Annotated in this window: 19 protein-coding genes; 6 read left to right on the top strand and 13 right to left on the bottom strand. The window is 62.0% G+C overall.

Features of this window, described 5'->3' with window-relative positions:
• Positions 1-3 precede the first annotated feature (3 nt).
• Positions 4-690 (bottom strand): SET domain-containing protein, encoded by a 687-nt coding sequence (locus AC1DY9_RS22530; RefSeq protein ID WP_477667712.1) that lies wholly within the window; start codon positions 688-690, stop codon positions 4-6.
• A gap of 84 nt (positions 691-774) precedes the next feature.
• Between AC1DY9_RS22530 and AC1DY9_RS22535 the strand changes: the two genes are divergently transcribed.
• Together AC1DY9_RS22535 and AC1DY9_RS22540 are read left to right on the top strand one after the other, a co-directional pair.
• Positions 775-1,308, top strand: coding sequence for a TlpA family protein disulfide reductase (locus tag AC1DY9_RS22535; RefSeq protein ID WP_457282043.1), 534 nt, complete (start codon positions 775-777; stop codon positions 1,306-1,308).
• Positions 1,305-4,259 (top strand): DNA topoisomerase III, encoded by a 2,955-nt coding sequence (locus AC1DY9_RS22540; RefSeq protein ID WP_477667713.1) that lies wholly within the window; start codon positions 1,305-1,307, stop codon positions 4,257-4,259. Before AC1DY9_RS22535 ends, AC1DY9_RS22540 begins: the two co-directional genes overlap by 4 nt.
• 139 nt (positions 4,260-4,398) lie before the next feature.
• Here the strand turns inward: AC1DY9_RS22540 and AC1DY9_RS22545 are convergent, their stop codons facing one another.
• The 7 genes from AC1DY9_RS22545 to AC1DY9_RS22575 all read right to left on the bottom strand — a co-directional run bounded on the left by AC1DY9_RS22545 (position 4,399) and on the right by AC1DY9_RS22575 (position 11,898).
• The gene (locus tag AC1DY9_RS22545) at positions 4,399-5,058 is read right to left on the bottom strand and encodes an HAD family hydrolase (protein WP_457282045.1); all 660 of its coding nucleotides are present in this window, start codon (positions 5,056-5,058) and stop codon (positions 4,399-4,401) included.
• A gap of 2 nt (positions 5,059-5,060) precedes the next feature.
• Positions 5,061-6,434, bottom strand: a complete 1,374-nt coding sequence (locus AC1DY9_RS22550) for an aldehyde dehydrogenase family protein (RefSeq protein WP_477667714.1) — start codon at positions 6,432-6,434, stop codon at positions 5,061-5,063.
• Positions 6,412-7,230, bottom strand: a complete 819-nt coding sequence (locus AC1DY9_RS22555; RefSeq protein WP_457282047.1) for a gamma-glutamyl-gamma-aminobutyrate hydrolase family protein — start codon at positions 7,228-7,230, stop codon at positions 6,412-6,414. The genes AC1DY9_RS22550 and AC1DY9_RS22555 overlap by 23 nt, the downstream gene beginning before the upstream one ends.
• A 132-nt stretch (positions 7,231-7,362) precedes the next feature.
• Positions 7,363-8,496, bottom strand: coding sequence for an iron-containing alcohol dehydrogenase (locus tag AC1DY9_RS22560; protein ID WP_477667715.1), 1,134 nt, complete (start codon positions 8,494-8,496; stop codon positions 7,363-7,365).
• Positions 8,493-9,014: an N-acetyltransferase family protein gene (locus AC1DY9_RS22565; protein WP_477667716.1), complete on the bottom strand. Its 522-nt coding sequence runs from the start codon at positions 9,012-9,014 to the stop codon at positions 8,493-8,495. The genes AC1DY9_RS22560 and AC1DY9_RS22565 overlap by 4 nt, the downstream gene beginning before the upstream one ends.
• Positions 9,001-10,398 (bottom strand): glutamine synthetase family protein, encoded by a 1,398-nt coding sequence (locus AC1DY9_RS22570; RefSeq protein WP_477667717.1) that lies wholly within the window; start codon positions 10,396-10,398, stop codon positions 9,001-9,003. Before AC1DY9_RS22570 ends, AC1DY9_RS22565 begins: the two co-directional genes overlap by 14 nt.
• Positions 10,399-10,407: 9 nt before the next feature.
• The gene (locus AC1DY9_RS22575) at positions 10,408-11,898 is read right to left on the bottom strand and encodes an amino acid permease (protein WP_457282051.1); all 1,491 of its coding nucleotides are present in this window, start codon (positions 11,896-11,898) and stop codon (positions 10,408-10,410) included.
• 189 nt (positions 11,899-12,087) lie between these two features.
• Between AC1DY9_RS22575 and AC1DY9_RS22580 the strand changes: the two genes are divergently transcribed.
• On the top strand, positions 12,088-13,044 hold the full coding sequence (locus tag AC1DY9_RS22580; protein WP_477667718.1) for a helix-turn-helix domain-containing protein: 957 nt from the start codon (positions 12,088-12,090) through the stop codon (positions 13,042-13,044).
• Positions 13,045-13,184: 140 nt separating this feature from the next.
• Here AC1DY9_RS22580 and AC1DY9_RS22585 read toward each other — a convergent pair whose 3' ends face one another.
• The 5 genes from AC1DY9_RS22585 to AC1DY9_RS22605 form a co-directional block, all read right to left on the bottom strand.
• The gene (locus tag AC1DY9_RS22585; RefSeq protein ID WP_477667719.1) at positions 13,185-14,303 is read right to left on the bottom strand and encodes a 2-aminoethylphosphonate--pyruvate transaminase; all 1,119 of its coding nucleotides are present in this window, start codon (positions 14,301-14,303) and stop codon (positions 13,185-13,187) included.
• A 32-nt stretch (positions 14,304-14,335) separates the two neighbouring features.
• A complete protein-coding gene (locus AC1DY9_RS22590; RefSeq protein WP_457282054.1) occupies positions 14,336-14,848 on the bottom strand; it encodes a DinB family protein in 513 nt (170 codons plus the stop codon).
• A 7-nt stretch (positions 14,849-14,855) separates the two neighbouring features.
• Positions 14,856-16,571 carry a putative 2-aminoethylphosphonate ABC transporter permease subunit gene (locus AC1DY9_RS22595; protein ID WP_477667720.1) on the bottom strand — a complete coding sequence of 572 codons (1,716 nt, stop codon included), beginning with the start codon at positions 16,569-16,571 and terminating at the stop codon, positions 14,856-14,858.
• On the bottom strand, positions 16,571-17,623 hold the full coding sequence (locus AC1DY9_RS22600) for a putative 2-aminoethylphosphonate ABC transporter ATP-binding protein (protein WP_477667721.1): 1,053 nt from the start codon (positions 17,621-17,623) through the stop codon (positions 16,571-16,573). Before AC1DY9_RS22600 ends, AC1DY9_RS22595 begins: the two co-directional genes overlap by 1 nt.
• 135 nt (positions 17,624-17,758) lie before the next feature.
• Complete coding sequence (locus AC1DY9_RS22605; protein ID WP_477667722.1) at positions 17,759-18,817, bottom strand: putative 2-aminoethylphosphonate ABC transporter substrate-binding protein; 1,059 nt, start codon at positions 18,815-18,817, stop codon at positions 17,759-17,761.
• A gap of 189 nt (positions 18,818-19,006) precedes the next feature.
• Here AC1DY9_RS22605 and AC1DY9_RS22610 point away from each other — a divergent pair, with 189 nt between their 5' ends.
• From AC1DY9_RS22610 to phnY, 3 genes are all read left to right on the top strand, one after another.
• The gene (locus AC1DY9_RS22610; protein WP_457282058.1) at positions 19,007-19,813 is read left to right on the top strand and encodes a phosphonate utilization associated transcriptional regulator; all 807 of its coding nucleotides are present in this window, start codon (positions 19,007-19,009) and stop codon (positions 19,811-19,813) included.
• On the top strand, positions 19,800-21,038 hold the full coding sequence (phnA, locus tag AC1DY9_RS22615; protein ID WP_477667723.1) for a phosphonoacetate hydrolase: 1,239 nt from the start codon (positions 19,800-19,802) through the stop codon (positions 21,036-21,038). Before AC1DY9_RS22610 ends, phnA begins: the two co-directional genes overlap by 14 nt.
• Before the next feature lie 98 nt (positions 21,039-21,136).
• On the top strand, positions 21,137-22,558 hold the full coding sequence (gene phnY / locus AC1DY9_RS22620) for a phosphonoacetaldehyde dehydrogenase (RefSeq protein ID WP_457282092.1): 1,422 nt from the start codon (positions 21,137-21,139) through the stop codon (positions 22,556-22,558).
• Positions 22,559-22,617: the final 59 nt, after the last annotated feature.

A 22,617-nucleotide genomic window follows, 5' to 3' on the forward strand; every position in this document is an offset into this window, starting at 1 on the left:
TGCTCAGTCCTTCTTCTTCTTTTTGGGTTTCTTGCCGGCCTTTTTATCGCCTGCCTTTTTGTCAGCCTTGGCTTCAGCCTTTTTGTCGGCTTTTTTGGCGGACTTCTTTTTGTCCTTGTTCTTATTCTTGTTCTTTTTCTTGCCTTCGTCGTCCTTGGGCGCCAGCAGGGTGCCTCGGCAGTTTTTGGCGCCGCACCAGCAGGGGTATTCGGCCAGCAGCTTCTTGGTGTAAGGCGCGTCGATGATCAGGCCGTAGTCATAGAACAGCTCTTCGCCGGCCTTGATGTTGCGTAGCGCCTTGATGAAGACGCGGCCGCCTTCTTCGTCGGCTTCGCAGTTGGGCTTGCAGCTGTGGTTGATCCAGCGTGAGGAATTGCCGCCGTGCTTGGCGTCGATCACATGCTCTTCGTCGATGTGGAAGTAGAACGTGTGGTTGGGGTCTTTGGGGTCGTGCGGGTGACGGCGCAGCGCCTCTTTCCAGTTGATGATTTCGCCGACGTATTCGATCAGCGTTTCACCTTCGGCCAGGTCCTGCACGGCGAACACACCCTTGCCGTGGACGCCGGAACGCCGCGTCTGGATGCGGCGTCCGTCGGCAGCCGGAGCCGCGGGTTTGGAAGGAGATGCGGGGACCGCGGAAGCCTGGGTTTTTGACACGACGTATTTTTTTGGTATGGTTAATTCATGCATGTGCGCGTGCGTGCGCATGCGTGCGCACCCGCGCGCGTACATGCGCGAGAGCCGCTATTGTAGTGATGCGCCCAAGGAGTCCCCGTGTTCAACCGCAGAAACCTGATGCAGACCGCCGCTGCCCTTGCCTTGCCGACCGCGGCGGGGCTGGGCCTGCCGGCGTGGGCCAAAGGCGGGGAAAGCCCCTTGCCGAAGGCCGGCAGCACCCTGCCTTTGCCGGCCGTCACGCTGCTGGACGGCAGCGCCTGGAAGCCTGCCGAGGTGGGTGGAAAGACGCTTGTGGTGTACTGGTGGGCCAGCTGGTGCCCTTTTTGTGCGGTGCAGTCGCCCCATATAGAAGCTTTGTGGCGGGCCCAGAAGGCCAGCGGGCTGGAGGTGCTGGCCCTGTCGATTGACAAGCAGCCGGCGGCCGCAGCTGCCTATATGAAGACCAAGGGCTACAGCTTTCCCGCCGGGATGCTGACCCCCGAGGTTGCCAAATTCCTGCCCAAGCCGGTGGGCCTGCCCGTGGTGGTGGTGCTCAAGGTGGCGGCGAACGGACGTGAAGGCAAAGTCGTATTTGCCGAAAGCGGGGAAATGTTCCCCGAAGATGTAGAAGGTTTGAAGAAGTACTTATGAAAACTCTGGTGATTGCAGAAAAACCCTCGGTCGCACAAGACATTGTGCGGGCGATCACGCCTACGGCCGGCAAGTTCGAAAAGCACGACGAGTACTTTGAAAGCGACGAGTGGCTGGTCACCTCGGCCGTGGGCCACCTGGTCGAGATCCAGGCGCCGGAAGAGTTTGACGTCAAGCGCGGCAAGTGGAGCTTTGCCAACCTGCCCGTCATTCCGCCCTACTTTGACCTCAAGCCCATGGACAAGACGAAGACGCGGCTCAACGCGATCGTCAAGCTGACCAAACGCAAGGATGTGAACGCCCTCGTCAATGCCTGTGACGCGGGCCGCGAAGGCGAGCTGATCTTCCGGCTGATCCAGCAATACGCCAACAGCAAGCACCCGGTGAAGCGGCTGTGGCTGCAGTCCATGACACCGGCAGCCATCCGCGACGGCTTTGAGAGCCTGCGCACTGAAAAGCAGATGCAGGGCCTGGCCGATGCGGCGCGCTCACGTTCGGAAGCCGACTGGATGGTCGGCATCAACGGCACGCGCGCCATGACGGCCTTCAACTCGCGTGACGGAGGTTTCTTTTTGACCACCGTGGGCCGCGTGCAGACGCCGACGCTGTCGGTGGTGGTGGAGCGCGAGGAAAAAATCCGCAAGTTCGTGAGCCGCGACTACTGGGAAATCCACGCGACTTTTCTGGCCGAGGCCGRCGAATACCCCGCCAAGTGGTTTGACCCGAAGTGGAAAAAAGCCGCGGCCAATGCCGACAACACGGAGCCCGACGCCGAACTGAAAGCTGACCGGGTCTGGTCCGAGCGCGAAGCCATGGCGATTGCAGAAGCCGTGCGCGGCAAGTCCGCCACGGTGACGGAAGAAAGCAAGCCCACCACGCAGGCCGCCGGCCTGCTGTTTGATTTGACCTCCTTGCAGCGCGAGGCCAACGGCAAGTTCGGCTTTTCAGCCAAGACGACGCTGTCGATTGCGCAAAGCCTTTATGAACGCCACAAGGCCCTGACCTATCCGCGTACCGACTCGCGCGCGCTGCCGGAAGACTATTTGCCGGTGGTCAAAAAGACCTTTGAAATGCTGGAAAGCAGCGGCATGAAGCACTTGGCGCCGCATGCGGCCACGGCCATCAAGGGCAATTACATCAAGCCCAGCAAGCGCATTTTCGACAATGCCAAGGTGAGCGACCACTTCGCCATTATCCCAACACTGCAGGCGCCCAGTGGCCTGAGCGAAGCCGAGCAAAAGCTGTATGACCTGGTGGTGCGCCGCTTCATGGCGGTGTTTTTCCCGAGCGCCGAATACCTGGTCACCACGCGTATTTCCCAGTCGGTCGGCCACAGCTTCAAGACCGAGGGCAAGGTACTGGTCAAGCCGGGCTGGCTGGCGATTTACGGCAAGGAAGCCGCCGATGAAGTGGCCGACGCCAAGGACGGCGACAAGGGCCAGAGCCTGGTGCCGGTCAAGCCGGGTGAAATGGTGCGCGCCGAAGTGGTCGAAGCCAAGGGCCTGAAGACCCGCCCGCCCGCCCGCTATTCAGAAGCCACCCTGCTGGGCGCGATGGAAGGCGCCGGCAAGACGATTGACGACGACGAGTTGCGCGAAGCCATGCAGGAAAAAGGCCTGGGCACGCCGGCGACGCGCGCCGCCACGATTGAAGGGCTGATTGCCGAAAAATACATGCTGCGCGAAGGCCGCGAGCTGATCCCCACGGCCAAGGCCTTCCAGCTCATGACGCTGCTGCGCGGACTGGACGTGCAGGAGCTTTCAAAGGCCGAGCTCACCGGCGAGTGGGAGTTCAAGCTGGCGCAGATGGAGCACGGCAAGTTGAGCCGCGAAACCTTCATGGCCGAGATCGCCACCATGACCGAGCGCATGGTGGCCAAGGCCAAGGGCTACGACAAGGACACGATTCCCGGCGACTACGCCACGCTCTCGGCGCCCTGCCCCAACTGCGGCGGTGTCATGAAGGAAAACTACCGGCGCTACACCTGCACCGGCAAGAACGGCGACGACGGCTGTGGTTTCAGCTTCGGCAAAACGCCGGCGGGCCGCACCTTTGAAGTGGCAGAGGTTGAACAGTTCCTGCGCGACAAGAAGATCGGCCCGCTGGACGGCTTCCGTTCCAAGGCCGGATGGCCTTTCACCGCCGAGATGGTGATCAAGTTCGACGAGGAAACCAAGAACTACAAGCTGGAGTTTGATTTCGGCGACGACAAGAATGCCGAGACCGGCGAGATCGTCGACTTTGGCGACCAGCAGTCGCTGGGCCCCTGCCCGCGCTGCGCCGCGCGGGTGTTCGAACTCGGTAAAAACTACGTTTGCGAAAAGTCGGTGCCCACGCTGGCCCAGCCCACGCCCAGCTGCACCTTCAAGACCGGCCAGGTGATCCTGCAGCAGCCGATTGAGCGCGAGCAGATGCACAAGCTGCTGGAAACCGGCAAGACCGATCTGCTCGACAAGTTCGTTTCGATGCGCACGCGCCGCCCCTTCAAGGCCATGCTGGCCTGGGACAAGGAGGCCGACAAGGTGAACTTCGAGTTTGCCCCGTCCAAGTTTCCGCCGCGCAAACCGGCGGCCGCCAAGACCGGGACGGTGAAGACGCCTTTCGGAAAAACCGTCGCCGCGAAAACGGCAAAAGCACCGGCGGCCAAAAAAGTCGCCGCCAAGAAAACGCCCGCCGCCAAAACCGCCAAGCCCAAGACGCCCCGCGTCGCCAAGCCGGGTGCAGGCCTCAAGCCCAGCGACGCACTGGCTGCGGTGATTGGCGCCGAACCGGTGGCACGCACCCAGGTCATCAAAAAGCTCTGGGACTACATCAAGGCCGAAGGCCTGCAGGACGCGGCCAACAAGCGCGCCATCAACGCCGACGCGAAGCTGCTGCCCGTGTTCGGCAAGCCGCAGGTGACGATGTTTGAGCTGGCCGGGATTGTCGGCAAGCACCTGAGCGCGGAATAAGCAGGCAGGTGCGGGCGTAACCGCTATTGTTTTAATAGCTGCCAGCGCTCGTCCTGATTGCCTTGCAGGCCATTTTTATACTCAAATGAGGCGGATGCAGCCCTCTCCGGGGCTGTTTCAGCTGCGCAGGTCGGGTTGCTCAGTGCAACTGCAGCGCGGGCCAGCCGCGCTCAGTCCCAATCGCTGCCAGCGTCGCATCGGCATTCACAGTCACCGGGTGTTTCACGGCTTCCAGCAGCGGCAGGTCGTTGATGGAATCGCTGTAGGCGGTGGTTTTGCAATCCTTGAAGCGCAGGCCGCGTGCGGTGAGCCAGGCATGCAGGCGCTCGACCTTGCCTTCGCGCATGTTCAGCACGCCGGTGGTGCTGCCGGTGAAACGGCTGCCCTGCATCTCGGGCTCGGTGGCAATCAGGTGCTCGATGTCGAAGTAGATGGCCGTGAGCTCGGTGATGAAGCGGTTGGTGGCCGTCGTCATGACCACCAGGTCGCCGGCTTCCAGGTGCTTGTCGACCAGCGCGATCGCGGCTGGCGTGATGCGCGGCACGACCCATTTGGCCAAAAACTCCTGCCGCATGGGCTCCCACTCCTGGGCGGTGCGACCTGCCAGGGTGCCCACATAAAAATCGGCAAACTCCTTCAGGCCCACGGTGCCCGCCTTGTAGCGCGCTGCCATGTCGGCGTTGCGTGCGGTGAATTCCGTCCTGCCCAGGTAACCCTTCTCGATCAGGAAATCGCACCACAGCACATCGCTGTCACCGTTGAGCACGGTGTGGTCCAGGTCGAAGAGGGTGAGCTTCATGCTCAGGATTGACGGAGATGCCAAGCCTTTGGCCGGGTGAATGTCTGGATGCCGTAGGTGGACAAGGTCAGGCCGACACCGGAATCACCGTAGCCGCTCCAGGGGAGGCGCGGGCTGACGCGGTCGCAGCAGTTCCAGTAAACACTGCCGGCGTTGACCTGGGACAGCAGCGTCCTGGCGCGCTTTTCGTCGGGCGTGAAGACGCCGGCGGTCAGGCCGTAGCGTGTGTCGTTCATGAGTTTGACGGCCTCTGCGTCGCCCGATACCTTCTGGATGCCGATAACCGGCCCAAAGCTTTCCTCGCGCATCAGCTCCATGCTGTGGTTGACGTTGCTGAACACCGTGGGTTCATACCAGGTGCCAGGTCCAGCGCCGCGCTTGCCACCTGCCAGCAGGGTCGCCCCTTTGGCTTTGGCATCGGCGACCTGGGCATCCAGAACCTCCAGCTGCGGCGCGCGGGTGATGGCGCCGATGTAGGTGTCTTCGCTCATCGGGTCGCCGGTCTTGAAAGTCTTCACGGTGTCCACAAAGGCGGTAACGAACGCGTCGTAAATTTTTTCATGCACGTAGATGCGCTCAACCGAGCAGCAGCTCTGGCCGGTGTTGTACATCGCGCCATCGGCCAGTGATTCGGCGGCGTTCTTCACGTTGGCGTCTTCGGTCACGTAAGTAGGGTCCTTGCCGCCCAGCTCCAGCTGCAGCTTGACCATGCGCGGGCCGATGGCTTTTGCGATCTTTGCACCGGTGGCGTAGGAGCCGGTGAAAAAGAGGCCGTCCACCGGCTGCTCCATCAACGCCGCACCGACTGCGCCGCCACCGATCAGCAGCACAAACACGTCTTGCGGAACACCGGCCGCATGCAGCAGGCGCGCGATGGCCTGGCCCGTCATGGCCGCATATTCGGAAGGCTTGTAAAGCACGGCATTGCCTGTCAGGAGCGCGGGAATGAACACATTGCCGCCGACAAACCAGGGGTAGTTCCAGGCCGAAATATTGGCGACCACGCCCAGCGGTGTGTGCTCGATCTGCTCGGTCATGCCGCCATCGGAAAACACGGTCTGCGTGGCCGTGGAGGCATCAAGCTCTGCCAGGAAAAAATCAATACGGCCAAGCAGGCCGTTGAGTTCATTGCGTGACATCTTGATCGGCTTGCCGGTTTCTCGCGTCATGACGGCCGCCAGGGTGTCGAGCTCTGCAACGATGCCGGCACGAAAGCGCGTGATGCAGGCCTTGCGCTCGGCCACAGGCACGGTGGCCCACGTAGCCTGCGCGGTGCGCGCCTGCTTTGCCTTGGCAGCAACGGAAGCCGCGTCGTCCGCAGGCAGTTCGGTGATCATCTCACCTGTGGCGGGGTTATGAATGGCGAGTTTGGTCATGTTTATTGGCTTTGCTTTTGGCCGTCGCTACGGCGGTGAGGAAATCATCGAGTACGGCGGCGTCGTCAATCGTGTCGGAGCCGGGTTTATGGAATTCGGGATGCCACTGGGTGGCGGCGATGTAGCTCTTGGTTTTGTCTTTGCGGCGTATCGCCTCCACGATGCCGTCGTCCACGCTGAAAGCCTCGGCTTCAAACTCGGGCGACAAGTCCTTGATGCCCTGGTGGTGGATGCTGTTGACGCGCACGCGCTCCACGCCGGGGTACATGGCGGAAAGCCTGGAGCCCTGCACGATGTTCACGCTGTGAAAGTTCTGGTCGTAAGTGACGGCGTCGCGGTGAACGAAGGAGTCAGGCACCTGCGTATTGATGTCCTGGTAGAGCGTGCCGCCGAATGCAACATTGAGCAATTGCAGGCCGCGGCAAACGCCAAACACCGGTTTGCCGGCTCTTTCAAACGCGGCTACCAGTGCCTTGTCGTATTCGTCACGCACACGGTCGCCCGACCATTTTTCTTCCAGCGGCTCCTCGCCGTAACTGCCTGGCCAGACATCGGCGCCGCCGTGCAGCACCAGGCCGTCCAGCCACTGCGCGTAATGTTCATAGGTCACGTCGCCGCGCTGCGTGCTGCCCGTCGGGCAAGGCACCATGACGACCATGGCGCCGGAAGACATCACCCAGTGGGCAATCGACTGTTCGACATACTGCAGCGTCTTGCCGGTGAAGAAAGAGCGGGTTGGGTCGGCATGCGAGAAACAAGCCGAGAGCCCTATCTTGAGGCGTGACGCGGCGATCATAGTGGAGCCCCCACGCTTTTCACTTCGTGTAATGCGCTGCCCCCCGGGAGGGCGCTGCGCCTGCGGCCCGGCAAAGCCGGTTCCGCGGCCCCGGCTGGAAGGAGAATTCGCAGAAATGTCGTCATGTTGTACTCACAAAGCGGCTTCGAACAACTTCTGAAAATCGTCGGCCTTGCAGGGCCGTGGATTGGTCTGGTGGCAGATGTCGGCGGTGGCGATCTCGACCAGGCGCGGCAGGTGTTCGCGCTTGACACCGTGGGCCGACAGCGGGCCGGTGATGCCGACGCTCTCCTTGAGCTGCTTGAGCCAGGCTACAAAAGCTTTGCCACCGCCGGCCACGCCACATACGTGGGCCAGCTCGTCAAATTTGGCGGGCGCCGATTCGTAGTTCCATGCCAGCACCGTGTCGATCATCAGCGCATTGGCCAGGCCGTGGTGCAAGTCGCAGACAGCGCCCAGCGCGTGGGCACATGAATGCACGGCGCCCAGGTCTTTCTGGAAGGCGATGGCGCCCATCATGGAGGCCATCATCATGTCGCTGCGAGCCTGCAGGTTGGAAGGTTCCTTCACGGCCTTGAGCAGCGCATGCGCCGCGATGCGCGTGCCTTCGAGTGCAATGCCGTCGCACAGCGGGTGATAGGCCGGCGAGAGGTAACTTTCGATGTTATGGGTGAGGGCGTCCATGCCGGTGGCGGCCGTGACGGCGGGCGGCAGGCCCAACGTGAGTTCGGGATCGGCAAACACCACTTTCGCCAGAATTTTTGGGCTGAACACCACGCGCTTCAGGTGCGTGTCGTTTTCGCTGACCACACTGGAACGGCCGACTTCGGAGCCGGTGCCCGAGGTGGTGGGCAGGGCCACGAAGTAAGGCAACTCATTGACGATGGGCCGTACCTGCGGATGGTCCCAGACATATTCAAGGATGTCGCCTTCATGGGTGGCGGCGATACCGACCACCTTGGCGACGTCAAGTGCTGCGCCGCCGCCAAATCCAATCACGCAGTCGGCCTTGTGCGCCTTGTAGGCTGCGGCACCGTCCATGACCTGGCTGCAGGTCGGGTTGCCAAACACGCCCGAGAACACCGCCACGTCCAGGCCGGCCAGGTGGGTCCTGAATTCGGCCAGAACGGGCAAGGCGCCCAGCGCTTTGTCGGTCACGATGAGCGGGCGTTTACAGCCCGCTTCTTTCAGGGTGTCGGCGACGAGCTTGCGCGCGCCTGCGCCGAACTTGATGGTGGTGGGGAAGGAAAAACCGGTGATGCTCATAGTGGTGCGACCTGGAAGTACATGTGTTGTTTGCCGTAAGAGACATTGTTGACCCGAATCGCGTCGGGCTCTATGCCGAAGGATTTAAACCCGCATTTCTCGTAGAGTGCCGTCGCCTCGCGGTTGCCGGCGGTGACCGTCAGCACCACGAGCTCCACGCCGCCGGCGCGTGCCTCCTCCAGCACCTTGCCGACCAGCGCCCGGCCTATGCCATGCCCCTGGTATTCGGGCGCGACGTACATCGCAACCAGCGTGGCCTTGTGACGGTTCTTCAGCCGCGTCTCCCGGTTCAGCCCCRCCACGCCGGCCATCGCGCCGTCCAAAAAGGCGGCCCACATGACGGTGTCGCCGGCGGGTGAAAGGCGCTTTTCGGTGTCGGCCAGCACGCGCAGGTTTTCTTCCTCAAAGCTGGAGGTGAACGCGTCCGCGTGCTCGCGCAGGCCGCGCAGGCGGAATTCGCGGTAAGCGGCGGCGTCGGGCACGGTCAGCCTGCGGATCAGGAGGTCAGATGATTTCAAAATAGCGTTTCATTTCCCAGTCGGTGACGGCGTCCAGCCATTGGCGCCATTCCCACTCGCGCGTTGCCGCGAAGTGATCCACGAAAGTATCGCCCAGCCAGTCGCGCGCGATGTCCGATTTCTGGAAAATACGTGTGGTTTCGATCAGGGTGCGCGGTGCGCGGGCAATGTGTTCGGCTCCCTGGTTGGTGCCGGTGATCGGCGCGCCCAGCTTGAGGCCTTTTTCGACGCCGTCCAGTCCCGCAGCGATGACGGCCGCCATCGCCAGGTAAGGGTTCACGTCGGCGCCAGGGCAACGGGTTTCCAGCCGGGTGGCTTTGGCGCTGCCCGCGATCACGCGGAAACTTGCAGTGCGGTTGTCCATGCCCCAGGTCGGCTTCACAGGCGCCCAGAAGCCGTCGACCAGGCGCTTGTAGCTGTTGATGGTGGGCCAGATCATGGGGCCGAACTCCATCATGCAGGCGACCTGGCCGGCGACGTAGCTCTCGAACAGCTTGCTCATCTTGCGCGGGTGCTTTGCGTCGAAGAACAGGTTGGTCTTGCCGTCCGACAAACTCTGGTGGATGTGGCCGCTGCAGCCCGGCAGCTGCTGGTGGGGCTTGGCCATGAAGCTGGGCATGATGCCAAAACGCGAGCCGATCTCTTTTGCGCCGGTCTTGAACAGGATGGCGCGGTCGGCCTGCTCCAGTGCCTCGCTGAAGCCAATGGCTACTTCATACACGCCCGGCCCTGTTTCGGTGTGCAGGCCTTCGATCGGGATGCCGAAAGCCAGCATCTCGTCCATGATGGCGTTGAAGAAATCCTGGTTCTCGTTCATGCGCAGCAGCGAATAGCCGAACATGCCGGGCGTGAGTTTTTCGGCCCCCACGCCGTTTTTCGCGGCCCAGCTGTGCGGCGTTTCCAGGAAGTTGAACCATTCGAACTCCATGCCGGTCATGGGCATGAAACCCATTTTTTCGGCGCGCTTGAGCACGCGCTTGAGCGTCTGGCGTGGGCACACGGCGTGCGGCGTGCCGTCGGCATTCACGAATTCACCCAACACAAAGGGCACGTTGTTGTCCCAGGGAACATGGCGTGTGGTGGCCAGGTCCAGCCGTGCCAGCGCATCCGGAAAGCCGTGCTGCCAGCCTGTGACGGACGTGTTGTCGTAGCAGTTGTCCATCATGTCCCAGCCCAGCACCACGTCGCAAAATCCAAAACCGCCCGCCGGGTAGGGCTCGGCCGCGCCGAAGAACTTGTCCTTGTGCAGGTACTTGCCGCGCAGCACGCCGTCGATGTCGCTGACGGCAACCTTCATCTTGTTGGCGCCCGACTTGCGCAGCATCTCCAGGGCTGGATGGGGTGCGGAGGATTTGGTGGCTTTTTTGGGCATGGTCGTGGGCACCTTGTGGTTTTAGGGGTGGGCGCTTGCCCGGCCTTTTTCGGCCAGGCCAATCGCAAATTCTTCTTCCGGCGAGAGGATGAGCCGGTGCCGGCCCATTACTGCGAAGTAGCTGATGCCGATGGCAAACCACAGCGCCACCCACAGCACGCCCACGCGGTAGATCGGGTCGCTGAGCTGGAAGTAAATCGTGACCAGCGCGATGACCAAAGTCAGCACCGCACCCGCAACGCCCAGCGGGCTGCGGTAGGGGCGCTCCATATTCGGCAGCTTGCTGCGCAGCCGAATGAACGACAGCGCCTGCATCACATAGGAGAACATGGCGCCGAACACCGCCATGTTGAGCAAGGTGCCGCCGATGACGGCCGAGCCTTTGTCAACGCCCAGCGAAAACCACAGCACAAACATGACCACCAGCGCCACCACCGAGCCGACGATCATGGCGATGTGCGGAGTCTTGCGGCTGCCGTGCGTGACGGACAGTGCCGAAGGAAAGTACCCGGCGCGGCTTAGCGAATAGATCTGCCGGCCCTTGGCAAAGATGATGGTGTGAAAACTCGCCACCAGGCCCAGCACGGCCACCAGCGCCAGTATCTTGGCGATGCCGTTGCCGTAAATTGCCTTGAAGCCGTCGAGCAGCGGCTCACCCGAGGTGCTCAGTGCATGCGAGCCTATGCCTGCGACCGAGGGGTTGAGCCAGAGGATCATGAAGGCCGAGAGGATGAGCGTGAAGATGCCGGCAATGATGCCGCGCGGCATGTCACGGCGCGGGTCCACCGACTCTTCAGCCGCCAGCGGTAGCTGCTCGATTGCCAGGAACAGCCACACCGCAAATGGCAGCGACGCCAGCACGCCGGCGAAGCCCAGCGGCAGGAAGGGGCCGCGGCCCTCGGGCAGCACGGCGCCGCCGGCGCCGACATTCATGGCCCAGCGTGCGAAGTCGATCTTGGGAAAGGCGCTGATCCAGAACGCCACCAGGCAGGCCAGCGCCAGCAGCGTGACGGCCAGTGTGATCTTGAACGACAGCTCGACGCCGATGATGTTCAGCCCGATGAAGACGATGTAAAAACCGATCCACCACAGAGGCTGCCAGGCCGGTGGTGTGCCGAAAATGCTGCCCATGTAACTGCCGATGAAGAACACGATGACGGCCGGTGTCAGCACGTATTCCACGTTTTCGGCCAGCCCCGTCAGGAAGCCGCCCCAGGGCCCCATGGCGGTGCGTGCGAAAGAGTACGCGCCACCAGTGTGGGGCAATGCGGGTGACATCTCGGCCAGCGAAAAGGTCAGGCCAAGATACATCACGGAGATGATGATGGTGGCCAGCAACATGCTGCCCCAGCCGTTGGCCAGACCCAGGTTCCAGCCGGCGAAGTGGCCGGAGATCACGGCGCCAACGCCGAGTGCCCAGAGCGACCAGACGCCGGCATAGCGGCGCAGCCCCCTCTTTTCAAAATAGCTGCCGTCGACTTTCGCGTATTGCACGCTGGAACGTTCTGACATGGTGGCTCCCTATAGGTTGCAAGGTTGAGGGCCCGGTGGGGCTGTCTTGCATCGTAGGGCGAGCGTAGGTGCGCTGAAATCCCATTTCGGCAAGTAACGCAGCGAGATTGAGCTTAAGGAGATGGCGAGTAAGTCGAAGTGTTTCAAAGCGTTGCTTGCACACGGCACGAATCCTGCAAGAATGCGGCCATGGTCCACACGCCTGACACTCTCCAGCCAGCCCTGCTGTCCCGCGCGTCGTTCGCCGACGCAGACGAGCAGGCGGCGGCACTTACGGGCTGGAACCAGAGCTACCTCCAGCTGTCTCGCGGCGCCTTTGGCGGCGAGGTGCGCCAGCTGGAATTCGCGGGCCTTCGCCTCTTTGTGGAAAGCCTGCGGGAGTCGGTGTACCAGACCGGACGGATACGCGATGGTGCCCTGGCCTTGGGGCTGCCGCTCCAGGTCGAAGGCCCCAGCGTTTTTTGCGGCGCGCCCAGCGACGCAGGTGCATTGCATGTGTTTTCGGGGGCGTCGGGTTTTGAGTTCCGCTCTTCCCGGCGTCATGTGATGCTGGGGCTGGAGCTTGACGAAGCGGCCTGGCGCCGCTGCGGCGAGCATGACCCGGCGCTGCAGGCCCGGCTCGGTGCGCAGGCAGGGTTGCGCCGGCTGGATGGCGCGGCGCAGGCGGGGCTCAGGCAGTGCCTCACCGGTGTGCTGGATACGGTGGAGGCGGCCCCTGCGCTGCTGCAGTCGCCCGCCGTGCAGGCTGCGATGCTCGACAGCGTGGTGGAGCAGCTCGGCCGCGTTCTTGCGCCCGCGGGTAGCGCGGACGCTGTCGGCACTCATGGGCATTGGACGCTGACGCGACGTGCCCGCGAACTGGTGCACGCGCAGCTCGATCAGCCGCCCACGGTGCTGGCGCTGTGCGAGCAGCTCGGCGTGAGCCGGCGGACCTTGCAAAACGGCTTCCAGACAGCGCTGGGCATCAGCCCATTGGCTTATCTGCGCGCCGTGCGCTTGAACGCGGCCAGGCAGGCATTGAAGACCGCTACGTCCGTGACGGCGGCTGCAACGCACCTGGGGTTTTGGCATTTTGGTCATTTCGCGCACGACTACCAGCAAATGTTTGGCGAACTTCCTTCCGAAGCGTTTCGCCGAAGTCACTAGGCCCCCACGCTCCCCACTTCGTGTGGTTCGCTGCCCCCCGAGGGGGCGCTGCGCCTGCGGCCTGGCAAAGCCAGTTCCGCGGCCCCTGCTGGTGAAGACAAGTTGCCAAGTCCTACGACCCGCGAGCGTGGGCTCTTTACTCAGGCGGCCGGCGCGGCGGATGTGATGCGCATGTCCTGCAAGGCGCCCGCCACAGCCAGCACGGCCTGTTCGATCTCATTCGGGCCGATCGCACCGATGCAGCCCACCCGGAAAGTTTCCACCTGCGTGAGCTTGCCGGGATATAGGACAAAACCGCGATCTCGTGCAGCGGCATAGAACTTCTTGAACTCGTAGCGGGTGTCGGCTGGCGCGTGGAAGGTCACGATGATGGGTGCCTGGATGGCCGGGTCCAGGAAGGGCCTGAAGCCGAGTTTGGCCATGCCCGCGATCAGCGTGCGGTAGTTGCTTTCGTAGCGCGCCAGGCGCGCGGGCTGGCCGCCTTCTTCCTCGAATTGCGCAATCGCCTCGGCCAGCGCCACCACCACATGGGTGGGCGGCGTGAAGCGCCACTGCGTGGTTTTTTCCATGTAGGCGTACTGGTCGTGCAGGTCCATGGCCAGCGACTGGCTGCGGCCGGCACAGCCGTCCAGTACGGCCTTGCGGATGAAGACAAAACCCATGCCGGGCACACCTTCAAGGCATTTTCCGCTGGCCGCCACCAGTGCGTCGAAATGCACCTTGCGCGCATCGATTTCTATCGCGGCGAAGGAGCTCATGGCGTCCACCAACAGGCCCTTGCCATGGGTTTTGCAGACGTCGGCCACTTCCTTCAGCGGGTTGAGCACGCCCGCGCCTGTCTCGCAGTGGATCAGCATGACGTGGGTGATGCTGGTGTCGGCTTCCAGCATGGCGTCCAGTGCGGCGGGAGAGACCTGTGCCGCTTCGTCGAAGGGCATGATGGTGCAGCGCCGTCCCATCAGCGTGGTGAGCCTTGCCGCGCGTTTGCAGTAGGCGCCGTTGTCCATCACCAGCACGTGACCGTCCCGCGGCACCACGGTGGCCACTGCCGCTTCCACGCTGAAAGTACCGCTTCCCTGAAGCGGAACGACGACATGCGAATCCTGCCCGTGGATGACGGCCAGCAGGCTTTTGCGCACACTCGCCGTGACGGCGTTGAAATCGCTGTCCCAGGAGCCCCAGTCTTTCAGCATCGCGAGCTTGGTGCGCAGGGTGGTGGTCAGCGGCCCGGGGGTGAGGAGGATTTTGTCTCTGTCCATTTGTTATGCCTGTGGTCTTCGTTGCGGGCGATTCAATTCAGTCGGGCCGGGTATCCCTGCAGGAATATGGGCAAATCCATGCCTGGGGGGCGCGCCGGAACCTGGTAAATCATGTCGGCCACGTAGCCCCGGTGGTAGGTTTTGTGGTTGACGACATGCAGCAGCATGTCTCCCCGTGTCATGGCACTCGCGTCGCCATCGATGAACGTGAAATGCACGATTTCGTCGAGTGCCTCGACGCTCAGGGTGTCCGCGTATTCGATGTACCAGGTGTCGATTTGCCCCTGAGCTGCCCACAGCGCTTCCAGTGTGGGAGTAGCCTCTGTGTTGCGGGAGCTGAAGCCATGCGGCCGCCCCTGCAGGTGCGCCTGCCAGATGAGATCCACCACATAGGCGTGGTTCAGCGTACGAAGCATGTTGCCAAAGCCTGTCGCGCGCGGTGCCAGGAGTTCAGCTGCAGGAAGTTGCTTTAATGCGCCGAACAGGCGGTCGTTGGCCCACGCGTTGTAACGTGTGAGCATGCGGATGTTGCGCTGGGCTGTCATGAAGCTCCTAGCGCGAGCTGGTTCGCCATGCCTGCGTACGGCGGTTTACCCACCAGGCCAGCGCCATGAAAAGCAGGGTTGCAATCGTTGATGCCATACCGATCAGGACGGCCATGGCTGCGGCGGCGCCCATTTCGCCGGCTTCATCCAGGTTCAGGATGGCGATCGACGCAACTTTGGTTTCGGGCGAATAGAGAAACACCACGGCAGAGATGGTGGTCATGGCGTTGATGAAGAAGTAGCGCGCGATGTCGACCAGCGCCGGCGTGCAGATGGGCAGGGTGACGCGCCAGAAGGTCTTGAAGAAGGGTACCTTGAGCGAGGCGCTCACGGCTTCAAATTCGCCATCAAGGCTCTTGAGTGCGGTTACGGCCGTCAGGTGGCCGGTGGTGTAGAAGTGCACGATGGTGCACAGCGTAAGCAGGGTCAGCGTGTGGTACAGGCCGTTCAGCGGATTGCCGGGCGCATTGAAAAAGAAGATGTAGCCCAGTCCCAGCACCAGGCCGGGCACGGCCATGGGCAACATGGCCAGCATGCGCACAAAGCCGCGCAGGCCGTCCATGCCTTTGGTTTTTTCGAGCAGGTAGGCGCTGCAAAACACCAGAGCGGTGCCGAAGAAGGCCGTGCCCGCCGCCATCTTCAGGCTGTTGAGAAAACCGACGCCGACTTCCGCGTCGATCAGGCCCATGGTGTAGTGGCGCAGGCTGGGCGTGAGGTTGTAGGGCCAGAAGCTGGCGAAGGATGCGAACACCGCCATGCCCAGCATGGCCAGCACCAGGAAGGCGATGGCGCAGCAATACAGCGTCATGACCCGGTCGTAGCCGCGCGAAGGCGTGGGCCGGTAGGGCACGGCACGCGCCGTCAGCATCGCGGTCTGGCGCTTGCTGACGTAGCTGTCTACCGCGAATGTCAGGACGGCGGGCGCCAGCAGCAAGATAGCGACCACTGCGCCCTTGGCGAAATCCTGCTGGCCGATCACCAGCTTGAAGACGTCGGTGGCCAGCACATTGAAGTTGCCGCCTATCACCTTGGGAATGCCGAAGTCCGTCATGACCAGCGTGAAGGTGACGAGCGCCGCGGAAATAAGGCCGTACTTGGCACCGGGCAGCGTGATGGTGAAGAACTTGCGCCTGGCGCTGGTGCCCATGGCATTAGCCGCCTCGTACAGCCGAGCGTCGGACAGGCTGAGCGCGGTGACCAGAATCATCAGCGCATGCGGAAACACCGCAAAACATTCGGCCACCACAATGCCGGGCGCACCATAAATCTGGTCGATGCCGATACCCTGCATCCAGCCTTTGAGCAYCCCCTGGTTGCCAAACCAGTAAATCAGCGAAATGGCCGACAGGAGGGAGGGGGCCAGCAGGGGAACCAGCGTGATGCCGCGAAACAGCGCCTTGTATTGCATGCACGAACGGGTCAGCGCATAGGCAAAACCAAACGCCAGGGGTACCGCAATCAGGGTGACGGCGCCTGAAATCCAGAGGCTGTTCCACAGGCTTTCGAGCAGTGCCGGCGTTTTGGCGTACTCGATGAAATTGTCAAGCCAGATGAAATCCCCGGCCTTGTCCTGCACGGCCTGCTGCAGGATGGCCAGCAACGGGGCTGCCAGAAACGCTATCAAAATAATAGCTGCCAGCGCAAGGGCAGCATAGGCCAGGTGGTCAATCCAGTGCACACGCTGCCGCACCAGGGGCAAAGCAGGAGGTGTATAGACGGGCATCAGAACACCTTGATGCGCTCTGGCAGCAATTTGAGGGGGAGGGTCGAGCCGACCTGCAAGGATTGCTCCGACAGGAAATTGAGCGAGAGGTAAACCGTGAGCTTGTGGGTGCCCAGTGCAGGAGAGGCCACGTGAACGTGGCAGAAGGAGCCGAGGAATTCGATTTTTTCGATGGTGGCGTCGAACACATGGGCGTCATCCGCTGCAATGGGCCGGGCCAGCACATCTTCAGGGCGCAGGTAAACCTTGACCTCGCGGTCGGCTCCGTCGCAAGGCAGGCACATGGTGCCGAACCTCATCTGGCTGCCGCTGACATTCGCTGGCATGACATTGACCTTGCCGACAAAATCCGCCACGAACGGCGAAGCCGGCTCGCGGTAAATTTCCATCGGTGTTCCCACCTGTTCGATCAGGCCGTGGTTCATCACCACAATGCGGTCGGCGACGCTTAAAGCTTCTTCCTGGTCGTGCGTCACCATGATGGTGGTCACGCCCAGTTTTTGCTGCAACGCGCGGATTTCCTGGCGCAGGCGCACGCGCTCCAGCGCATCGAGCGCCGACAGGGGTTCGTCCAGCAGCAGCAAGCCTGGCGAGGTGGCCAGCGCGCGTGCCAGCGCAATGCGCTGCTGCTGACCGCCCGAGAGCTGGCTGGGATATTTCGCCTCGCTGCCCGGCAGGCCCACCAGCTTGACCAGCTCGCTCACGCGTTGGGCCGCTTCAGCCTTGGGTGTCTTGCGGTTGACCAGCCCATACGCCACGTTGTCGGCCACACTGAGGTTGGGAAACAACGCGTAACTCTGGAACACGATGCCGTAGTCGCGCAGCGCCGGCGGCAGCCGCGAGATGTCGCGCCCGCCCTGATGCACTTCACCCGAGGTCTGCACTTCCAGCCCGGCAATGATGCGCAACAACGTCGTCTTGCCGCAACCCGAAGGCCCCAGAAAGCAAACGAACTCGCCCTTGCGGATGTCCAGGTTGATGTCTTGCAGCGCGGTGAAGGCACCGAATTCCTTGCGGATATGGCGCAGGTTCAGAAAAGAGTCGTTGTTCATTCGTGGGTCATACGTGTATTACCTGAACGGTCGGCGCCAGTGCAAAGGGCAAGCGGCGGCGTGGAACCGGCTCCGCCGGGCCACAGCGGCCGTCCCCCTGAGGGGGAGACGGCGGCCAAAGGCCGCCGATGGGGGCTACTTCTTCTCTGTTTTGGAGTTATAGCGCTTCGTCCACTCATTCAAAATGCGCTCGCGGTTGTCTGCTGCCCAGCTGAAATCCATCTTGACGAGGCGGGCCTCATAGTCTTTTGGCACATTGGCCAGCGGCGGCGCCAGTCCGGGCTGCGCGGTGATCGCGAAGTTCTTGCCGTACAGCATCATGGCGTCCTTGCTCGAAGCCCAGTCAGCCAGTTTCTTGGCGGCGTCCAGTTTCTTGGTGCCTTTGTGAATGGCAAAGGCTTCCAGGTCCCAGCCCAGCCCTTCCTTGGGGAACACCAGATCGATCGGCGCACCCTTGGCCTTGTTGGTGTTGCCGCGGTATTCAAACGAAATGCCCGCCAGAAATTCTCCGGAGGCGGCCATGTTGCAGGGCTTGGAACCCGAATGAGTGTACTGCGCGATGTTTTCGTGCAGCGCGTCCATGTACTTCCAGCCGCCGCCCTTGCCGTCCTTGTCGCCAAAGAGCGTGAGCCAGGCGGTCACGTCGAAGTAGCCGGTGCCGCTGGAGGCGGGGTTGGGCATGACGACCTGACCCTTGTAGATGGGTTTGGTCAGGTCCTGCCAGGTCTCGGGTGTAGGGATGTTTTTCTTCTTGGCTTCGACGGTGTTGAAGCACACGGTGGCACCCCACACGTCCATGCCGAACCAGGCGGGAACTTTCTTCTTGTCACGGTACTGGCTCATGATGCCGTCAAGGTTGATCGGCGCGTAGGGTTCGAGCATGCCCTGCTTGTCGAGCAGGGCCAGGCTGGAGGCAGCCACACCCATGATGGTGTCGGCCTGGGGATTGGATTTTTCGGCGAGCAGCTTGGCGGTGATCACACCGGTCGAGTCGCGGACCCACTTGATTTCGATATCGGGGTAGACCTTGTTGAAGCCCTCTTGATAGGCCTTGATCTGGTCTGTTTCCAGCGCGGTGTAGACCAGCAACTGGGTCTTCTGGGCGAATGCGCCRGTGGAGGCGGTGAGCAGGCCAAAAAAGCCGATAAGAGCGATCGCCTTTGGCAGGGATTTGAGATGGGTAGCCAGCTGCATAAAAAGTCCTTTGTGGAAAACCTGCAATGTTGTGACCTGTTCGTGTCGGGGCAGTGACACTGCGATGACCAACCTGTGTTCAGGTCATATCAACCCAGCTCAATATTTATTTAACGCTGCCCCTTTTATCTTGTCAATTGTTTTTTGCAGATTGTTGACAATCCTGTGTTTTGTGCTTCAATGCAGGGCATGAATGCCGTGTTTCATCCCACTATCGCGCTGTTGCAGACCAGTTCCCTCACCACGGTGGTGCAGCAGGAAATCGAGCGCGCCATTCTTGTTGGCGAATACGAACCGGGCAGCAAACTCATTGAGGCAGCGCTGGCTGAAAAGATGGGCGTCTCCCGCGGGCCGGTGCGTGAAGCCTTCCGAATGCTGGAGGAAGCTGGCCTGGTGCGCAACGAAAAAAATCGCGGCGTCTTCGTGCGTGACATTCCCATCGAGGAAGCCGTCGAGATTTTCGACCTGCGCGCCGCGATGGACGAACTCGTCGGCCGCCAGCTCGCCAGGAACATCACGCCGGCCCAACTCAAGGAAATCCGGGGCCTCGTCGACTCGATGGAAAAGGCCGTCAAGGCAGAAGACGCCTACAACTACCACCTGCTTAACCTGAAATTCCACGACCGGCTGGTGGAAATGGCAGGCAACAGCAAGCTCACGGCCATCTATCGCAAGCTCATCAAGGAGCTGTCGCTGTTCCGGCGCCTGAACCTGGCCGACGGCTGGCTCATGCCGATTTCGGCCAATGAGCACAGGCAGATCGTCAAGGCCATCGCCTCCGGTGACGCGGACGTCGCAGGCCGGGCCATGTACGACCACGTGATCGAAAGCAAGGAACGCACGATTGAAAACGACCTGCGGCGTCAGGCGCGCCTGCAGGCCAGCCCGGCTGCCCGTGCGGCACAGGCCAGGGCGTCGCACCTGGTCGATGACGACATCGCAAAAGGCCCAGAGAAAAACATGGACAAGGGAAGGCTCCAACGTGGCAGTCGCTGATAAAAAGACCGAAGTGAAAGTCAATGGCCGGGCATACAGGCTGCCGACCCAGCCCGTCGTGGTGGTGTGCGTTGACGGCTGCGAGCCCGATTACCTGGCGCAAGCCGTGGCCGCCGGCCACATGCCGTGGCTCAAGCGCACCCTGGCGCTGGGTTCTGGCCTGACGGGTGATTGCGTGGTGCCCAGCTTTACCAACCCCAACAACCTGTCCATCGTGACGGGCGCACCGCCCAGCGTGCACGGCATCTGCGGCAACTACCTGTTCGATACCGCCACCGACACCGAGGTCATGATGAATGACCCCAAGTGGCTGCGCGCGCCCACCCTGCTGGCGGCCCTTGCGGACGCGGGCAAGTCCCTGGCGGTGGTCACAGCCAAAGACAAGTTGCGCAAGTTGCTGGGCCACAAGATGAGAGGAATCTGCTTTTCGTCCGAGAAGGCCGACCAGGTCACGCTGGAAGAAAACGGCATTGAAGATGTGCTGGGCCTGGTGGGTCAGCCGCTACCCAGTGTCTACAGCGCAGACTTGTCGGAGTTCGTGTTTGCGGCCGGCGTGAAGATCATGCAGAAATACAAACCCGATGTGATGTACTTGTCGACCACCGACTACGTGCAGCACAAGCACGCGCCCGGCACCGACGGCGCCAATTCCTTCTACCGCATGATGGACGGCTATATGCAGCAGCTCGACGATCTGGGCTGCGTGATCGTGCTCACGGCCGACCATGGCATGAACGCCAAGGTCGCCATGGACGGCACGCCCGACGTGATCTACCTGCAGGACTGGTTTGACAGCTGGCTGGGCGCGGGCGTTGCGCGTGTGATTCTTCCGATCACCGACCCCTATGTGGTGCATCACGGCGCGCTGGGATCCTTCGCCACGATCTACCTGCCCGAGGGCACGAACATCGAGGCCGCCCGCAAACGGCTGGCGGCGCTCAAGGGCATGGAGCTGGTGCTTTCACGTGAGCAGGCCGCCGAGCGCTTTGAACTCCCTGCCGACAGGATCGGCGACATTGTGGCGGTGTCTGAACGCTTCACCGTGATCGGCACCTCAGCCTCGCGCCACGATCTCTCTGCGCTCGAAGTTCCGCTGCGCTCGCACGGCGGCATGAGCGAGCAGCGTGTCCCGCTGATCGTGAACCGGGACTTGCCGGGCCTGAACCGTAACCGGCGTTTTCGTAACTTCGATGCCTTCGACCTGGCGCTCAATTACGCCCAATAGATATCCGGCAACAAACGCCAGAAACATGTCCGCACATAACCTGTCCTGAAAGCCGCAGAGTGATTGACCAGTACATCCGCGACCACCAGCTCAACGCCATGCGACTGGCCGGCCGCAAGGTTGGTGCCGGCCGGACCGGTGACCGCGCGATCGAGGTGTTCGATCCGTACACGGCGAAGCTGCTGGGCAGCGTGCCCAAGGCTACGCTTGAGGAAGTCCGTGAGACTTTCGCCAAGGCGCACGCCTGCAAGCCCCAGCTGAGCCGTTATGAACGCGCAGCCATCCTCAACCGCGCGGCGGCCATCGTCCAGTCGCGGTTGATGGAGGTCGCGAATCTCATCACGGCGGAGGCAGGGCTGTGCCTGAAGGATTCCATCTACGAAGCAGGCCGTGTCAGTGACGTGCTGCTCTTCGGCGCAACCGAAGTGCTCAAGGACGACGGCCAGATCTTCAGCTGCGACCTCACGCCGCACGGCAAGAAGCGTCGCGTCTACACGCACCGCTCCCCGCTCCTGGGCGTGATCACCGCCATCACGCCTTTCAACCACCCGATGAACCAGGTGGCGCACAAGGTGGTGCCCAGCATTGCAACCAATAACCGCATGGTGCTCAAGCCGTCCGAGAAAGTGCCTTTCTCTGCCCTCCTGTTCGCCGACATCCTTTATGAGGCGGGTTTGCCGCCCGAAATGCTCAGCGTGATAACGGGCGACCCGCGCGAGATTGCGGACGAATTGATCACCAACCCATTGGTGGACCTGGTGACATTTACGGGTGGCGTGGCCATCGGAAAGTACATTGCCGGCAAGGCCGGCTACCGGCGCGTGGTGCTGGAGCTGGGCGGCAACGACCCCATCATCGTGATGGAGGATGCCGATCTCAACGAGGCCTCCACGCTGGCCGTGCAGGGTTCCTATAAGAATTCGGGCCAGCGTTGCACGGCCATCAAGCGGCTCATGGTGCATGAGGCGGTGGCGGGCGAATTTGTGGAGCAGGTGCTGGCCAAGACCCTGGCCTGGAAATACGGCGACCCGGCCGACAAGGCCAATGACATGGGCACGGTGATTGATGAGCCGGCAGCCATGCTGTTTGAGTCGCGTGTGAATGAGGCGGTGGCGCAGGGCGCGAAATTGCTGGCGGGCAACCATAGGCGCGGCGCGCTTTATTCGCCTACGCTGCTGGACCATGTGTTACCGCAGATGACGGTGGCGCGCGAGGAAACCTTCGGGCCCGTCTCTCCGGTCATACGTTTCAAAAACATCGACGAAGCTATCCAGATTTCGAACGGCACGGCCTACGGCCTTTCAAGCGCCGTCTGCACCAACCGCCTGGACTATATCAACCGGTTTGTCAGCGAGCTGCATGTCGGTACCGTCAATGTGCGGGAGGTGCCGGGCTATCGCCTGGAGCTCACGCCTTTCGGTGGTATCAAGGATTCGGGCCTGGGCTATAAAGAGGGTGTGCAGGAAGCGATTAAAAGCTTTACCAACCTGAAAACTTATTCGCTCCCCTGGAATGGCTAAAGTTCTCCCCGAAGCGCCTTCGGCGCCCCGTGCAACGGCCAGAGGCCGAAGCTCTTCGA

Source organism: Polaromonas sp. P1_F6 (assembly GCF_056405695.1).

Excerpts from the sequence above, each read along its gene's own strand:
- AC1DY9_RS22545 (WP_457282045.1), bottom strand. The coding sequence starts at position 5,058 with ATGAAGCTCACCCTCTTCGACCTGGACCACACCGTGCTCAACGGTGAC.
- AC1DY9_RS22590 (WP_457282054.1), bottom strand. The coding sequence starts at position 14,848 with ATGACAGCCCAGCGCAACATCCGCATGCTCACACGTTACAACGCGTGG.
- AC1DY9_RS22585 (WP_477667719.1), bottom strand. The coding sequence starts at position 14,303 with ATGGACAGAGACAAAATCCTCCTCACCCCCGGGCCGCTGACCACCACC.
- AC1DY9_RS22610 (WP_457282058.1), top strand. The coding sequence starts at position 19,007 with ATGAATGCCGTGTTTCATCCCACTATCGCGCTGTTGCAGACCAGTTCC.
- AC1DY9_RS22575 (WP_457282051.1), bottom strand. The coding sequence starts at position 11,898 with ATGTCAGAACGTTCCAGCGTGCAATACGCGAAAGTCGACGGCAGCTAT.
- AC1DY9_RS22555 (WP_457282047.1), bottom strand. The coding sequence starts at position 7,230 with ATGATCGCCGCGTCACGCCTCAAGATAGGGCTCTCGGCTTGTTTCTCG.
- AC1DY9_RS22560 (WP_477667715.1), bottom strand. The coding sequence starts at position 8,496 with ATGAGCATCACCGGTTTTTCCTTCCCCACCACCATCAAGTTCGGCGCA.
- AC1DY9_RS22600 (WP_477667721.1), bottom strand. The coding sequence starts at position 17,623 with ATGAACAACGACTCTTTTCTGAACCTGCGCCATATCCGCAAGGAATTC.
- AC1DY9_RS22550 (WP_477667714.1), bottom strand. The coding sequence starts at position 6,434 with ATGACCAAACTCGCCATTCATAACCCCGCCACAGGTGAGATGATCACC.
- AC1DY9_RS22580 (WP_477667718.1), top strand. The coding sequence starts at position 12,088 with ATGGTCCACACGCCTGACACTCTCCAGCCAGCCCTGCTGTCCCGCGCG.
- phnY (WP_457282092.1), top strand. The coding sequence starts at position 21,137 with ATGCGACTGGCCGGCCGCAAGGTTGGTGCCGGCCGGACCGGTGACCGC.
- AC1DY9_RS22530 (WP_477667712.1), bottom strand. The coding sequence starts at position 690 with ATGCATGAATTAACCATACCAAAAAAATACGTCGTGTCAAAAACCCAG.